The 14,744-nt window shown below is 47.3% G+C and carries 11 protein-coding genes; all 11 read right to left on the minus strand.

Going from position 1 to position 14,744, the window contains the following annotated elements:
* Nucleotides 1-2: 2 nt before the first annotated feature.
* Nucleotides 3-236, minus strand: coding sequence for a MoaD/ThiS family protein (locus ACXIT9_RS02500; protein WP_458054667.1), 234 nt, complete (start codon nt 234-236; stop codon nt 3-5).
* A gap of 8 nt (nt 237-244) precedes the next feature.
* A complete protein-coding gene (locus ACXIT9_RS02505) occupies nt 245-1,453 on the minus strand; it encodes a molybdopterin molybdotransferase MoeA (protein ID WP_458054668.1) in 1,209 nt (402 codons plus the stop codon).
* An 86-nt stretch (nt 1,454-1,539) separates the two neighbouring features.
* A complete protein-coding gene (locus ACXIT9_RS02510; RefSeq protein WP_458054669.1) occupies nt 1,540-3,414 on the minus strand; it encodes a hypothetical protein in 1,875 nt (624 codons plus the stop codon).
* Between the two features lie 144 nt (nt 3,415-3,558).
* Entirely contained in the window at nt 3,559-4,269 is a 711-nt protein-coding gene (locus tag ACXIT9_RS02515; protein WP_458054670.1) for a hypothetical protein, read from the minus strand.
* Entirely contained in the window at nt 4,217-5,290 is a 1,074-nt protein-coding gene (locus ACXIT9_RS02520) for a hypothetical protein (RefSeq protein ID WP_458054671.1), read from the minus strand. The genes ACXIT9_RS02515 and ACXIT9_RS02520 overlap by 53 nt, the downstream gene beginning before the upstream one ends.
* Nucleotides 5,291-5,488: 198 nt before the next feature.
* Nucleotides 5,489-5,983 (minus strand): Crp/Fnr family transcriptional regulator, encoded by a 495-nt coding sequence (locus ACXIT9_RS02525; protein WP_458054672.1) that lies wholly within the window; start codon nt 5,981-5,983, stop codon nt 5,489-5,491.
* A gap of 841 nt (nt 5,984-6,824) precedes the next feature.
* The gene (locus tag ACXIT9_RS02530) at nt 6,825-8,492 is read right to left on the minus strand and encodes a DUF6909 family protein (protein WP_458054673.1); all 1,668 of its coding nucleotides are present in this window, start codon (nt 8,490-8,492) and stop codon (nt 6,825-6,827) included.
* 57 nt (nt 8,493-8,549) lie between these two features.
* Complete coding sequence (locus ACXIT9_RS02535; RefSeq protein WP_458054674.1) at nt 8,550-9,065, minus strand: DinB family protein; 516 nt, start codon at nt 9,063-9,065, stop codon at nt 8,550-8,552.
* Nucleotides 9,066-9,068: 3 nt separating this feature from the next.
* On the minus strand, nt 9,069-10,805 hold the full coding sequence (locus tag ACXIT9_RS02540; RefSeq protein WP_458054675.1) for a sodium:solute symporter: 1,737 nt from the start codon (nt 10,803-10,805) through the stop codon (nt 9,069-9,071).
* An 87-nt stretch (nt 10,806-10,892) separates the two neighbouring features.
* Nucleotides 10,893-13,376 (minus strand): PIG-L family deacetylase, encoded by a 2,484-nt coding sequence (locus tag ACXIT9_RS02545; RefSeq protein ID WP_458054676.1) that lies wholly within the window; start codon nt 13,374-13,376, stop codon nt 10,893-10,895.
* Nucleotides 13,377-13,537: 161 nt separating this feature from the next.
* Entirely contained in the window at nt 13,538-14,743 is a 1,206-nt protein-coding gene (locus ACXIT9_RS02550; RefSeq protein WP_458054677.1) for a tetratricopeptide repeat protein, read from the minus strand.
* Nucleotide 14,744 lies beyond the last annotated feature (1 nt).

The raw sequence follows: 14,744 nt of genomic DNA on the forward strand, positions 1-14,744 counted from the left end.
ATTTATCCTCCTGAAAAGGGTGGTAAAAGCGCCACACGATCCCCATTTCGGAGGGGCTGGGTGTCCTGTACCAAGGTCTCATTAATGGCTAATTTAAAGGTTTTCGCCTGTAAAAGCGGGTAGGTGGCATACAAATGCGACAGCAGCGCTGCGGTATCTGCAGCCTGATCTGGGCTTAGCGTAAGTGTTTCCTGACCGACTAGCTCGGCCAGCTGCCCATAGAAATGAATGACCATGTCTGAATTCAGTTAAAAGGTTCGGACCGAAAAGGATAAACACGCACGGAGCCCCCTTTTTCTACTTTTTCTTGTGTCTCGGGCACTTCCACGATGCAGTTTGCCTGCGCGAAAGCATCCATCTTGTAGGACTCTTGCCCCCCTAAAATGCGGACCCCTGCGGGGGTGTAAATTCCTTTTAAGAGTAGCGTGAGCGGCACTTTCTTGTCGAAAACATCGCTACTGGGGAGCAAAATACCCTCAGGAAAGTCTTCCCGCTGTCCACTTAGGAGCTGGAGTGCTGGCAACACATAGGTATAAAAACAGGTGAGTGTAGAAGCCGGATTGCCTGGCAGAGCAAAGACCAGCTTGCTTCCTTTCGTGCCGGCATAGAAGGGCTTCCCGGGGCGCTGCTTGACCTTGTAAAACAAAGTTTCTACACCGTTTTCCTGTAGGGCGCGGTAGACATGGTCATGATCGCCCACGGAAATGCCTCCCATAATCAGGAGTACCTCATGCGTGGCCAGCCCCTCGGCGATGCTGTCCCGTATCGTTTCGTAGTGATCCGGTAAGGTCGGACGGGCGCTTACCGTAAAATGCGCTTCGCGCAAAGCGGTCTGAATGGTGTAGGAATTGCTCTCGTATATTTGACCAAAGTTCAAGAGTTTTCCGGGTGTGATGAGCTCTTCCCCTGACTGCATCAGTTGGATACTTGGCTTTTTATAGACAGGGATTTCAGCGAAGCCCATGCCCGCTAAAAAGCCCACCATGGCAGCATGTAGGGGCATCCCCGGACTGGCCACCTGATCTCCTATTGCAGTTTGACTACCGGCGAGCCGAATATGCTGACCTGTAAATAAGGGCTTCGGCGGCTGCTCTCCAGGAGTTATATGACCGTCCCGAAGGGCTACCCACTCCTGCATGACAACTGTATCGGCACCTTTCGGAATCGGCGCCCCCGTAAAAATGCGGGCTGCAGTTCCTGGGGCTAAGGCAGGAACATGGTCGATCCCCGCCGGAATTTCGCCCTGCACCCGAAGTGGACCGGCCTGAAATTCCGCCAAGCGGAGCGCATAGCCATCCATCGCCGCATTATCAAACATGGGCACGGCGATCGGGGCATGCAGCTCGGAGGCGATACGATGCCCATGCGCTTCGGCTATCGGCAGCTGTATGATGCTTCGCTTATCGGCTAAAAAGGTACGTAGATGTGTTTTGGCTTCTTGAACAGAAATCATGTGGGGTAAAGGCTGTTTGTTTACAGAACGAAATTATCGGTACTTTGATTTGGAAACAACCTTATTCCCCCCATTTTCTATGATTTTTATGATATTACTCTAGTATTTTCACCTCGCAGGACCCTCATTTCCGCTTTTAGCGCATACCTGGAACTTTGAAGCTGACTTTCTAAAGTACGTAAAGCGGCCCGATCCTCCGAAGTCAGGGCCATTTGACCTTCGGTCAAAAGCGCTTTGTAATAGTGGATTCCTTCCAACAAGTTTTGGCGGAAGGTCTCGGCACTGGCCGGAATCTTTTCAGGTGTATGGCGTAGAGACTTGGCTAGTTCCTTCTTCCAGTAGTCCACATATAGGGAGAGCTCTTTCACGAAAAGGTGGGGTCTTTTGACTCCTTTTACTACATCGTTTCGCCCATAAATATGTCCGACCAGTTCGGATAAGGTGTAGATGGAACGAAAGTACGTAGTATTCGGTCCTGGACAGATGGATACGGCACTTAGCCCGCGCGGAGGAGTCACGCCATGTTCCAAAAGGGCTGATGCACCTAGCCCCTCACAGAGGCAGTCTTTCGCCAGTACATCTTGCTTTTCACCACATGGCGGCAAAGCCTGCTTGCTGGTAGCCTCTAATGCTTGGAGCTTAAGCCGCTGATACTGGCGGGAGGCGGTACAAATGGCCTTTTCGGTGTAGCTGGTATCGAAGGATAAAAACTTTTTATAGCAGGGAGAGCCTGGGCGGTTTTTTTCGATCCGCGCTATGCGTTGCTGCTCGCCGGAGCTCTTACGAAAATTATTGAACGGCACACCAAGTGGGGACGCATGGGAAAGGTAAAAATCGCTGGGCTTGGCCTGCGTAAGCGCCTGACGCGTGGCTGCATCTACCTGAGTGGCTTCCGGCACCAGCAGAAAAGGCGAGCCCCAGCCGATACGGTCCAGCGCATAGGTTTTTAAGAGCCAAGCATGTTCTGCGGCGGTACCCACACCGCCCTGAGCCGTGAGTTTCAGTCGGTACTCTTGACCTAAGGCGGGCAGTCCGAGCTGTTCCCAGGCCACTTCGCATGTGCTGCGCAAGGTGTGAGCCAGCTCTGCTCTTTTTTCTTTGAACTCAGCCAGTATGGGGCCCAAAAGATATCCGGGAGTTGCGAAGGCATGTCCCCCACAGTTGAGCCCCGACTCTACTCGAAATTCATCTACCCACAGCCCTTTTTTTGCCAAGAAGCGCCCTTGGATCAGGGCAGACCGGTAGTCGCTGACTTTAAGGATGATACGTTTTTTCAGTTGCCCATACGCATCGGGTAGAAAATCCGGAAACTGAGCGCAGTAGCTATACAGCCCGGGGTTTAGCCCTGCCGAAAATACCACTGCACTCCGCAGCTGGGACTGTGCAAAGCCTCTGAGTGCGGCCATGGCATCGCTATACTCACGGCCTAGTGGATTTCCGGCTTTATCGAAATTAGGTTTATCTACCTTAGTCATGATATTGACATCCAAGCTGCCGACAGGAAGCTGGGCGGTCCAGCGCTGCCACTGCTGCTGAGAGATGGCTTTCCCTTTGGCCCGCAGGGCCAAAAACTCCGCCTTCAAGGAAGACCGGTCGGGAAGCAAGTCCATATACTGCTCCAGCTCGCGGGAAAAGTGCTGTCCATTTGTCCGCAGGCGGGCCACCTTTTCCTGCACCAGGTCTTGCAAGGTGTCCAAGTAGGCAGTAATCCTTTTGGCGCGGGAATCTGTTGCCACTTCGGAAATTTCGGTGTAAGGGCTGCCATACTTTTCCTGCCAAACGCGCCGAAGGGATTCGAGCAGGCCATCGTCCATAATGGACATGACTGAGTCGATGCCCAGGTGCGCCACTTTTAAGGGGGTTTCGAGGGTAAAGCCGAGGCCCATGACGGGAATATGAAAGCTGTGTGGAGAAACAGAAAGTGTAGCCATAAATGCAGTAAAATGGTGATTGGAATTCATACAAGCTCAAAAGTAAGGCTTGTATCGGGGGAAAAAGCTTGGTTTCAGCAGGCTAAGAACTGATTTGGATCATAAAAAGGGCCAGTCATACACGCTATCACTTAATGATTCGGGCTTGAACCATTATTAAAAGAACAAAAAATATCATTTCAATTCATATGAAACAATAGTTTTTGTACATGATTTAAAATCAATACCATATTCTGCTAAACTTTCACGAAGGGTTGCCATCGACCTTCCGTCAAGCCTGAATGAGTAAGCCCCTCGGTTTTTTCCCTCATCGTAATAAAACCTCCCCAACTGCCTGTACTGAGTTAGTTTATTTGCCAAATCGACCAGACTGTACCCATCTAAATGAATTTGGGAGCGGATGGATTCATCTATTTTCAATACTCCATTTTTTGGGCTAAAAGCATGCTTTTCCAGCTTTTGACTAGAATCCACTTGAATACAATTACCGGATTGGTTTACAGAAGATTGGGTGGCAGTAAATTCTTTCATTTTATTCAATTCATTCCAGATTTGATCTAAAATCGATTTATCCAAGGCATTGGCAAAGTTCACTCGTAGCGTGTAAGAATTTTTATCAAATTTCCGGGAAACTTTAAACTCATAGTCCGGCCAGAGTTTTGAAAAGATCTCTTCTAAAGAGCCTCCTGCAACAACATAACCTAAGCCTGAGGAGGAACTGAGATTCTCCTCGCCGTCGCCCTCATAGCGATGCAATTCAAAAGTACCTCCCTTAACTTGCCCTGTAGCCACTAAAACTTTTTTTGCTGGTAATACTTGGGCATGTGAAGAGTTAATAAGGCAGTTCAGACAGAGGGAAACGAATGAAAAGAAAAGGAATTTCATAAGATTTTAGCTTTTGGAATGGTTCGGGATAAGATTTGTTTTTATTCAATTCAATAAACGCTTCATCTGTAAACAATAGATAAACATGATCTTGATATACTTGAGCCAAAAATGGCAGTTGGATATCATCGGAAAGCCTTACCTTATCTACTAAAATCTTTTTACCAGTAGGTAAATGATGGACAAGGGTTTGAAGAGAATAATTTTTTATCAAAGAAAAAAAACGCCACTCAGGAGATTGTGATAGGTATAACGGAAAATAAAGCTTTTCTTCATCCACCTCAACTTCAACCTGAGCGTCAATTTCTTCTGACAAAACATGTAATCTTTCTGCTCCTATTAGGTTACCAGCATTGTCAAACTTGACCAAAGTATCATTCAGCATCCGGCTAAAAATCAATTCATTGCCTGTATTAGCAAACGCTTGATTAACCAGAATATTAAATTGGTAAGAATTGGTGGTGGAAGCTGAATAGGGAAAATACTTTTTTCGCTCATCTTGATTGGAAAGAGGAAATGTGAAAATTTGGTAATTTAGAGCAGGGTCCTGATTGAGTGTATTTGGAGTCTGGTAAAGATAAATCCGGTCTTGAAGAACTTCTATCCTAGAGGCATCCACCCCCAAATCCATCGATGCTACATAAGATCCCTCTTGTAGGTTAAATTCATGTACTATTCCTTTACCGTCGCAAAGAATAAAAATTCTATTCCCTGAGATTGAAAAATTCCTAGGAGTACAACCGCTTAATTCCAAATATGTATCAGAATCAAGAACAAAAGGCTCAGTGTCTGATTGGGGATAGTGATATAGAGTAGAACCAACCAGAAAAGTAAAACCTTTCTCTCCAATATTCCACTGATCTATACTTCCTATAAACGGTATATACTGAATCTCCAATACCTCAAAGTTTGATAAATTGATCATTTGGCTTGATAGATCGGAAATGATTTCCTGATCACGCGAAGTTTGCGTACAGGAGACCAAAAAAAGAAGTAATAATCGAATAAACTTGTATTTCATTTAAAAGAAAGATTTGAATAGGACGTCAAAAAGACTCCGATACAAAAGAATAACAGGATACCTTTTTTCATTTTTGATTTAATCTAAATGTGGAACATAATTTAAACTTGCTCCCGGGGACATCACAAATTTACCCCCCCCCCTCCTCAAAAAATTAGTTAAACAAGTTTAAAAACCAACTTAAACTAGTTGAATAAATCAAAGCTTTCTCCTCGCCTTTAACTGTGAAATGTACTGTGGAGTAACCTTGAAGTAAGTAGCCAGGTGTTTTTGCGGAATTCTAATCCACAATCCTGGGTTGGATCCTTTAAAATATTCCCACTTTTCAAGAAATGACTTTTTCCCATTGATCAATTTCCATTGGAGGTTGTGCTTATACTTAAGCGTGGAGATTTCTTTAAATACATCTAACAATAACCGGGGCTCTATATCTGCTTTTTGAAAAAAATCCATTGAAAAGCTCACAATATTACAGTCTTCCAATGCCTCTACGGTAAATGAAGACCTGATATGACCTCCAAAATAAAAAGCTGTAAGGTAATAACTACCCTCAAATATAAATGAGTTGGTAATTTCATCTTCGCCATCAGCATGAAATTCTCTCAAAAGACCTGAAACCACAAAATATATAGCCCCCATAGTTTGACCCTGGGCAAGCAAAACTTGTCCTTTTTTTACCTCTATGACATCCATCCAAGGTAAGAGATTAAAATTAGGGAACCGTTCGGAAACAAAATCAAAACCCTTCATAACAAAATACTTGCATCATCCAACTAAAATACAAGAATTAGTTTGATTTTAAAATATACCTCAGGATTTTTTCATAAACTCTCCCCGAATTGCCAATTTTACACTGGCTAATACCCTAAGCACGACGGGTTATCACAGTGCTGTCAAAATCGACGGTAATATTGTCAACACTGATCTGATCAAAAAACCAGTTTTGAAGAACGAGAAAGACTTCTGTATTCTTTTCCTGGGAAAATTTCCCGAAAAACCTGCTATAGGTACTCTGGAACGGCATCTGTTCCCAGCCAAACATCGCCCGTAGAACTTTGTCATACCTAAGCCAGTCACAGAGGATATGGCAGCTCGCCCCGGTCCAGATACTAAGCCAAAATGAAAAAACAATATCGCTCAGGTCATATCCACGGTTCGAACCGGAGACAGGTAAATCAAGAGTGCCTAAATGTTCCTTAATCTTGGTCTGATCTATGGATCTTTTTATAAAACACATGCCCCGAAAGGAGTCACTGGCTTGTCGGAATATTCTGCGGGAAGGTTAACCATTTTGGTAAAAATCTGAAGTACCTAAAATCGGCTTATTATCGTTTATTCAAGCATTTTTAGCAATTTTGAAAATCCTATTGCATAGTTTGGGATATAAGCTTTTGAGCGCATACGAAAAATGCCTTAGCGGGTGGGAGCAGAAAGGCAGAGGTATCCCAGAAAAAAAGCCCCCAAAAGCATTGAAGAGCATTTTAGGGGCTTATGCGGTGGATTTTGGCCCGTGGGCCAAAGCAGGAGAAGAAGCTTAGGCGAAAATCTTCTCTAGAATTTTATAGGTAATCAAATAGGTCGGGCGCACCCCTTCCATACCTAAGGCACCAGAGGCTAGTGTGGACCCGGTCTCCAGCGGATTATCTGAGGCATAGTAGGCGTAGAGCACTTGGATAGTATCAGAAATGCTGTGACGGATCTTGCTCGCCGACTGGATGGCTTTTTGGTAATGTGCGCCTTCCATTTCCAAACCAGCTGCTTTCCAGGAAGACTCCATGAAGTAGCGGAGAACATCTTTATTTTGGAGCGAGGTACCCAGCACTGTGATCATCGGGCCTTCGTAGACACCGAGGCCGTAGCCTTTAAAGTCTTCGGCTTTTAGCACATTTTCGAAAGGATAGTTATCCGCTGTACCTTCGAAGACGTGAGCGTTCGGAATCATCAAATCACCTTTATTTCCTTCTAAGATACCCGCTTTACCCATGATAGAGGCGGATGCTACGTGAAGGGGTATGCTTTTTCCATTTACTTCGAAGGGCTTCAGCAGCTCGTCGAAGCATTCATAGGCTTGTTCGCCGAAGGCATAATCCATGACGAAGATGACAGGCCGCTCCGCCTCATTTTCAGGAAGCACGACGCCTGGAAGTAGATGCGTATGGCTCATCTTGGCCGTGTCGATAAGTTGCACCCCGATGTTCGTTCCGGAAAGGTCTGGTAAGTCGATAAACCCATTTTTCTGGGCATAATGTAAAATTTCTTTAGCCTTATTTCCTTTGGCCTTCATGGAAATATCCATCGCCACTTTTTCCACGCCTTCGAAGTCTTTCAGGCCGAGGAGTTGAAAACCATAAATGGTATTTACGACGCTGTGCAAGTTGGCCGAAATAACATGTAAGGGGCGCTCAATAAGGCCATTGTCGTACAGCACTTGTTTGATGCGTGTGGCCCAGAGTTCTCCGTAGACGTGATGACCGACGCGCTCGCGTAAGGTGGCGCTGAACGAAATTTCCCTGTCCAACTGCTGGTTGCGCTCATCGATGGCTAGTTTTCCCAGGTGGTAAATGATGTGGAATAGACTGTTGCTATTCGCTGACTGCTCGAATTTCAGGACCGCATCGTGCGTTTCCTCGAAGGTACGACCAGTGATATGACTGAGGTAACTGCAAGCTGCTTCTTTGTCGAAGTCTTCCCCATTTTGCTCTTTTTCGACGAGCCGCTCGAGCATGCTCCAGTTCAGGCTGATACGGCCCTTATGATCGGTAGAGTTCGTGCGAATTTTTTCAGATTCGATGTACAAAAAGGTCAGGTGAGTCAGGATATCATAGATATCTGACTTTCCCCGTGTCATTTCCACATACATCTGCTCCTCATCTACGCGGTAACAGTTGCGTCGCCGCTTAGCAGGAACAAGGTTAGGAAAATGGGCATTTTCATATCCTTCACGGCTGATGAGACGTACATAGCGACACTCTTCGATTCCGCGGGGAAGGCGCTCCATCACGTAGAGAAGACCATCCAGCTCCACTTTCTCCTCATCGGTCACTAAGCCATAAATTTCTGGGCTAAGCATCAGGAGGCTGCTCACTAGGGATTCACCCGAAACACCCATAGGCTTGTAGGAGCCGCGCATAAAGAGGTGACGCATGGTGATGTAGAGGCGTTCGATGGCTGCACGGGATTCATGTGCTCGTGTTCTTTTCATATTTCGTCTTTTATGTCGGATAAAATTCGGCAAATATACTAAAAAAAGAAGAAAGGATTAGTACCTTTCTTTAAGAATTTCCATGTGATGCGCGATATGGCCGGGGATCATGTGAAAAATGGCTCGGACGCTGACCATGCCGCCATTAGCCTGCCCTTGGCGCTCAAAATGCTGGATGCGCAGATTTTTAAAGAAGGAAAGTACATGGTACCGCAGCATTTCGAACTCTTCCAGCAGGCTGACGAGCGGCACCTCGTTAAAGTCCGCGGCAGCCACATAGGCATTTTCGTCAAATCCAGGCAGCGCCGTTTGATCGCCTCGAGCGATCGCCATAGCCCGATACAGCATGACTCTCTCTGTATCGATCAGGTGGCCTAACAGCTCTTTCGGGGTCCATTTTCCGGGCGCATAGGCTGTTAGGGCTTTTTCTTCCCCGGCTTCTTCATAGTACATACGCAGCTCATCTACCTGCGCGAGAAGTAGTTTAAAAAGGTCCTTATGCTGCACACGTGCTACATAGGGCGTATAATAAGCAGGGTATTCACCTGCAAGTGGTCGTAATAAACTATCCATCAGCTATTCGAGATTTTTCTTGCCCCCCGCAGCCTGAGACGACGGAAGGATAAATTGTAAACATAAACCAAAAAGCACCACCGCCAGACAGCCGATAACATTATACCACAGAAAACCGATGTTGACGGGTATCCCCGCTACTTCACCCCCATTCACGAAGTGTAAAGATAAGATGAGCACCTGTGAAAGAATGGCTGCCAAGAACACGGCATGGCGCTGCACGACCTTCACATAAAAGGCTACAATAAAAATACCCAAGATAGTTCCATAAAAGAGCGATCCCAATAAATTTACTGCCTGGATCAAGTTTTCGAAGAGGCTGGCGTAGGTAGCAAAAAGGATGGCAAAGCCCCCCCAAATCGCTGTAAGCCACTTGGAAGCCGCCAGGTAGTGGGCATCTTCTTTTTTTGTCACTAGGGAGCGCCGATAAATGTCTACCGTGCTGGTAGAGCCCAGCGCATTAAGCTCGGAAGCGGTGCTCGACATGGCGGCGCTGAAGATGACGGCGAAGAGTAGGCCGACGATGCCTTTCGGCAAATAGTCCATCACAAAACGCATAAAGATGTAATCTGTGTCACGTGTCTCTGCACTCGGGCGCATCTGTAAGACGATGGCCTTACCCTCCTGACGAAGGGAATTTTCCTGCTGGTGTAGGGCTTGAATTTCCGCTTGGTGGGAGCGAATAGCACTTTCCTCTCCAGCTTCCACAGCGCGCAAAAGTGCTCCGAGCTCCACCTGCTTTTGCGCGAAGAGCGCCTCGTGATCGGCCTCCAATGCTAAGAAAGCCTCGCTAAGCTCAGAGTTTAGCACCTCACTGCGCTGTACTTCATTAAAGAGCAGCGGCGGCTGAAAATACTGATAAAATACAAAGACCATCACGCCGATAAAGAGGATGATAAACTGCATGGGGACTTTTAACAAGCCATTCATGATCAAGCCCATGCGGCTTTGGGTAAGGGAGCTGCCGCCCAGGTAACGCTGCACCTGAGACTGGTCCGTCCCAAAATAGGACAAAAACAAAAAGAGGGCTGCCGTCATGCCGGACCAAATGTTATAGCGATCGGCCAGGTCAAATTCCAAGTTGATCAAATTCAAACGCTCCATTTTTCCGGCCACGTGGAGCGCCTCCTGAAAGCTGACAGGCAGCATGCGGACGACGAGGATTCCTGCCAGGATCATGCCGCCCATCATCACCATCATCTGTTGCTTCTGCGTGATACTTACCGCTTTGGTTCCTCCGGAAACGGTATAAATAATGACGAGAATGCCGATAAAAATATTGGTAAAGGTAAGGTTCCAGCCCAGCAGGGTGGAGAGAATGATGGCCGGTGCGTAGATGGTGATGCCGGCGGCCAGGCCACGCTGGATCAGAAAGAGACTGGCGGCTAGTGTTCGCGTTTTCAAGTCGAAGCGACTTTCTAAAAACTCGTAGGCCGTGTACACTTTTAAGCGGTAATACATCGGCACGAAGGTTACCGAAAGTATGATCATCGCGATGGGCAGTCCAAAATAAAACTGCAGGAAGCGCATACCGTCTTCATAGGCCTGCCCGGGTGTACTCAAGAAGGTAATCGCCGAGGCCTGCGTGGCCATAATCGAAAGGCCGATGGTCCACCAGTTCATGTCCGAACGCCCCCGAAGGTAGCTGTCCATGTCCTTAGGTCCATACGTTTTATAAACCCCATAGCCTACGATGAGTGCTAGGGTCCCGAAAAGTACTATCCAATCTAACTGACTCATGCGTAGTGGGCTGACATCCAATAAAATAGACCAATTAGCACCAGCAGTGTAAGCACTAAGGCGAAATACCAGCCCTTCCAGTTGACCTTATCTTCCATGAACTTCCAGGCTATTGATGAACAATTTCAGCGCGCCGGGAACCCCCGCGGGCAGCTGGCGGAACCACGAAATACCGCTGTAGGTGTAGTGGCCTTTGCCGTAAGGCGCCGTCACCAGGGCCCCTCTCGTCTCCTCTTCTCCCGGATCGGCGAAGACCAGTGGTGCGGCATACCGTTCATCCCACTCGCCCAGAAAGTAAAGGCCACGTTCCTGTACCCAGCCGGAGAAATCTTCCTCCCGGATCGGATTAGGACCTGTTAGCAGCGGATGCTCCGCATCAAAACGCACCGGCGAGCCTTCCACCGTCACGCGCGCACGGGAAATCTGTAAGGGGTAGGGCCCAAATTCACGCGTAAGCAGCGGCGAAAGGGTATTGTACTGAAGCACCAAATTCCCTCCTGCTTCCACATAGGCAAGCAGTTTCTCCATGTGATCGGCCAGGCTTTGGTTCACATTCAGGCTGCGGATACCCGTCACGATACTGCCGTACTTCTGGAGCGCTTCCTGGTCCAACTTTTCCAAGTCCAGCAGCTCCACCTGATAGCCCACCATGCTCAATACCTCCGCCACATCATCCCCGGCACCTGCGATATATCCGATTCGCTGCTGGCTGATCTGAAAGTCATCATGTAAGATTTTTATCCGGGTGGGCTGGAAATAGGTCAAATTTGGGATGTGTGGATAGCTGATGCGCTGCATATTTTGGGCAAATCGCTCTCCAGAGCGGGTCTGGTAGTAGACAAGCGCTTCCACCACAGGTTGAGCCTGACGCTGCTCGAAGCGTACCGTATAGGTACGTGTCTGGCGCCGTTTATCTTCTGCGATCAAGCGGACACGGTAGTGGCTCGCATCCACGCCTTCCACTTGAATTTCCCCTTCCCGGATCTCGGAGCGGAAACTCACTGTCACGCGAATCTCCGGCGTAGCGGATTTCTGCGTAAAAACCAGGTTTTGGTTCATGCTGAGCAGCACGTCGGGGATTACGGTGAAGGGCTGCTGCACCTCTCCGTCGACCTGATCGTTATACCGGAAATAAAGGCCTATCTCCTTCTCGAAGCGCTGTCCGAGTAGGGTATACTGCAGGGTGCCGGATACTGCCGGCGGGTTCACAGGCGGGCCTACGGCCAAAGGATCTTTCAGTGTAAATAAATTATCTTCTATGGGATTTGCAAGCCAGAAGGGCTGCGAAATCGGATGGTCTTTGGCTAGTTGTAGCTGAACTTCTTGGTTAATCGCTTGATTCGGTTTCAGATTCCGGTTGAGGTTTTCCTGAAACCCTTTTCCCTCGAAGCGCTCGAGCTGAAACGGAAAAGTGCCATGTTGATTCACCTCCAGGTTCACTGTCAAGCTTTCCCCGGCATAGCCGATCTCTTTTTTGGCTAAAAATTCTGCTTGAAAATGCAGAGAGCGCTCGATTATGGATTGCAAGCGCTGACGCTTTTCCTGTAGCCAGAAGGCGGGTACTTGCGCATAAGCAGCCGACATTTCTCGGTACAGCTCCACCAGCGCCGGAACATTTTGGCTGGGGCTGCGGAAATCAAAGTTGTCAAGTGCCTGCTGTAACCCCTCTGCGATGGTTTTGCCGTTCGGCAAAAGTTCCCATCGGCTTGACACCCCATCGAAGGGGTCCTGATCAAAAGACTCTCCTTGTATAAATTCCAAAAAATCCGCAGCAGCGCCTTTCTGAGGGGTGGCTCCGAAGCCTTGGGATTTATGCATGGTCCGACTGTCTGCCGCTATTTGGGAATAAGTTGCACCTAGGAGCGGGTTCTGCATACCTACCTCGTAGCGGTGGTAAGGAATCTCTTCTTTCGGTTCATACTGTCCTCCCCAGTTGTAAGCATTCCAAAACACACGCTTTGCCTGCCAAGGCTCCACCTGTTCCAACTGTTCCGGATAGGCTTGCGGGTCGGCTGCCAGGCGAAAGGCCTCTATGGCAAGAATGGCGGAAGCAGTATGATGGCCATGTGTTATACCGGGCGTGGTGTTAAAGCGATTTATGATAATATCGGGCTGGTATTTTCGGATAAGGAAAACGACATCTCCGAGAAGAGTTTCTTTGTCCCAATTTTGAAAAGTTTCATCTGGGTTTTTACTAAAGCCAAAGTCCAGGGCGCGAGAAAAGAGCTGCTCTCCCCCATCTGTGGCGCGGGCTTTTAAGAGTTCATGGGTACGGATATAGCCTAAGCCGATGCCGAGCTCCTTACCGATCAGGTTTTGACCCCCATCCCCGCGTGTAAGCGACAGGTAATGGATATCGGCCTTCTCCTCGTTGGCTAGGAAAGCGATCAAGCGTGTATTTTCATCATCAGGATGTGCAGCGACATAGAGGACACGTTTCGTTTCTTTCACTCTTTCCAGGTCATGATACAGAAGGGTGGCAGGCTGATAGCTGGCTTGCGCCAAAAGGGCTACAGGGTGCCCGCAAAGTAACAAAAAGAGTACTACTATAGGTAGTCGAGTGAGGTTCATAGCGTAAGTTTATCGGCGATCGAAAGCAGTTTGTGGGCTGTCTAAGCATAAATCCATGCCAAATTTAACCGCTCTTTGAGGGAAAGGTTGCGCCACTCATCAAAAAGCAAGCACAAAAAAAGGAGACCGAAGTCTCCCTTTTTATCCTTTTACAGCAGCACTTAACCTTCTAACCAGTCAGGTCCAAGTAATTCTACCAAGCGCTTGTTATACTTTTCAGCTTCCGCATCATTTTTTAGACGCGAGTGAATGTTATACAGAATTTCTAAGATTTCTGTGTTATCTTCTTTTTGTGCGACAGCACGCTCAAAGTAAGGTACTGCTTCTTTATATAAGTTTTCTGCTTGCTCTGTCATTTCAGGAGCACGCTTTTCCCACTCATCATCCGAAAGATCGTTGATCTCAGAAAGAATCTGACGCGCTTTGTCAAGGTACAGTGCACCTGTGTAGAAGTTGCCCTCAAAAAAATCAGGCTGCGACTCTACTGTTTTTTTGTACTGCTCTAAAGCACCGTCGATATCTCCCGACTGCTCTTTTAAGTAGCCATAACGCAGGCGAATATTCACATTGTCAGGATCTTCTACGAGCGCTGCTTCTACTGATTTCACCGCCTCATCGAGTTTATCCATTTGAAGTAACAACTGAATCTCAAATTCTGTCAGCGTTTTGTCTTCTGGATAAATTGTCCTCGCCTTTGAAACGACATCGTAAGCGCCTTCTGTATCGTTATCATTAACAGCCATCTGGATAAGGAAATAATACGCATTTAATTTATCGTAGTCATCCACCTCTAAGAGACGATTGAAGAATTTCTTCGCTTCTTCCGGCTTACCTAAATCATTTGCTAAGAAGCCAGCGTTAAAGTTCAACGTCGTATCCGTTGGCTCAATATCTGCTGCTAATGCGAAGTATTCATACGCCATTTCGAAATCATCTTCTTCATACGTATCGATAGCACGCTGGAAAGCGCCTAGCTTAACAGAAACCAGTGAATATGGACGCAAGTTGTCGGGCATGCCAGGAATTTCTTCCTTGTAAACATCTTTACCGATTTTACTATTCTGATCCATGTCCACCATTTTCATGGTTTCCATAAAAGCATTAAATGCATTGCGACCTTTCTCCACACTTTGCATATCGTACTCCTCGTACTGGTCAAACATCTTGGTTAAGATTTGAGCCTTCAGGAGATATGTTCCTGGATCATCTTTGGTATCTTCATGCGCAGCTGCCTCTTGAATTTCCTGAAGAGCCACCTCTAGGTTGTCTTTCTTGAAATTCTTATTGGCAGAGCGAACTACCTTTTTTTGCGCAAATGCCGCTGTGGAGAGCACGACAATGGCAAGGGATAAGAGTAACTTTTTCATT

The organism is Nitritalea sp. (assembly GCF_054166705.1).

Bases quoted from the DNA above. Each gene is read 5' to 3' on its own strand.
- ACXIT9_RS02535 (WP_458054674.1), bottom strand. From the start codon at position 9,065: ATGGATAGTTTATTACGACCACTTGCAGGTGAATACCCTGCTTATTAT.
- ACXIT9_RS02520 (WP_458054671.1), bottom strand. From the start codon at position 5,290: ATGAAATACAAGTTTATTCGATTATTACTTCTTTTTTTGGTCTCCTGT.
- ACXIT9_RS02530 (WP_458054673.1), bottom strand. From the start codon at position 8,492: ATGAAAAGAACACGAGCACATGAATCCCGTGCAGCCATCGAACGCCTC.
- ACXIT9_RS02540 (WP_458054675.1), bottom strand. From the start codon at position 10,805: ATGAGTCAGTTAGATTGGATAGTACTTTTCGGGACCCTAGCACTCATC.
- ACXIT9_RS02505 (WP_458054668.1), bottom strand. From the start codon at position 1,453: ATGATTTCTGTTCAAGAAGCCAAAACACATCTACGTACCTTTTTAGCC.
- ACXIT9_RS02525 (WP_458054672.1), bottom strand. From the start codon at position 5,983: ATGGATGTCATAGAGGTAAAAAAAGGACAAGTTTTGCTTGCCCAGGGT.
- ACXIT9_RS02515 (WP_458054670.1), bottom strand. From the start codon at position 4,269: ATGAAATTCCTTTTCTTTTCATTCGTTTCCCTCTGTCTGAACTGCCTT.
- ACXIT9_RS02545 (WP_458054676.1), bottom strand. From the start codon at position 13,376: ATGAACCTCACTCGACTACCTATAGTAGTACTCTTTTTGTTACTTTGC.
- ACXIT9_RS02550 (WP_458054677.1), bottom strand. From the start codon at position 14,743: ATGAAAAAGTTACTCTTATCCCTTGCCATTGTCGTGCTCTCCACAGCG.
- ACXIT9_RS02510 (WP_458054669.1), bottom strand. From the start codon at position 3,414: ATGAATTCCAATCACCATTTTACTGCATTTATGGCTACACTTTCTGTT.
- ACXIT9_RS02500 (WP_458054667.1), bottom strand. From the start codon at position 236: ATGGTCATTCATTTCTATGGGCAGCTGGCCGAGCTAGTCGGTCAGGAA.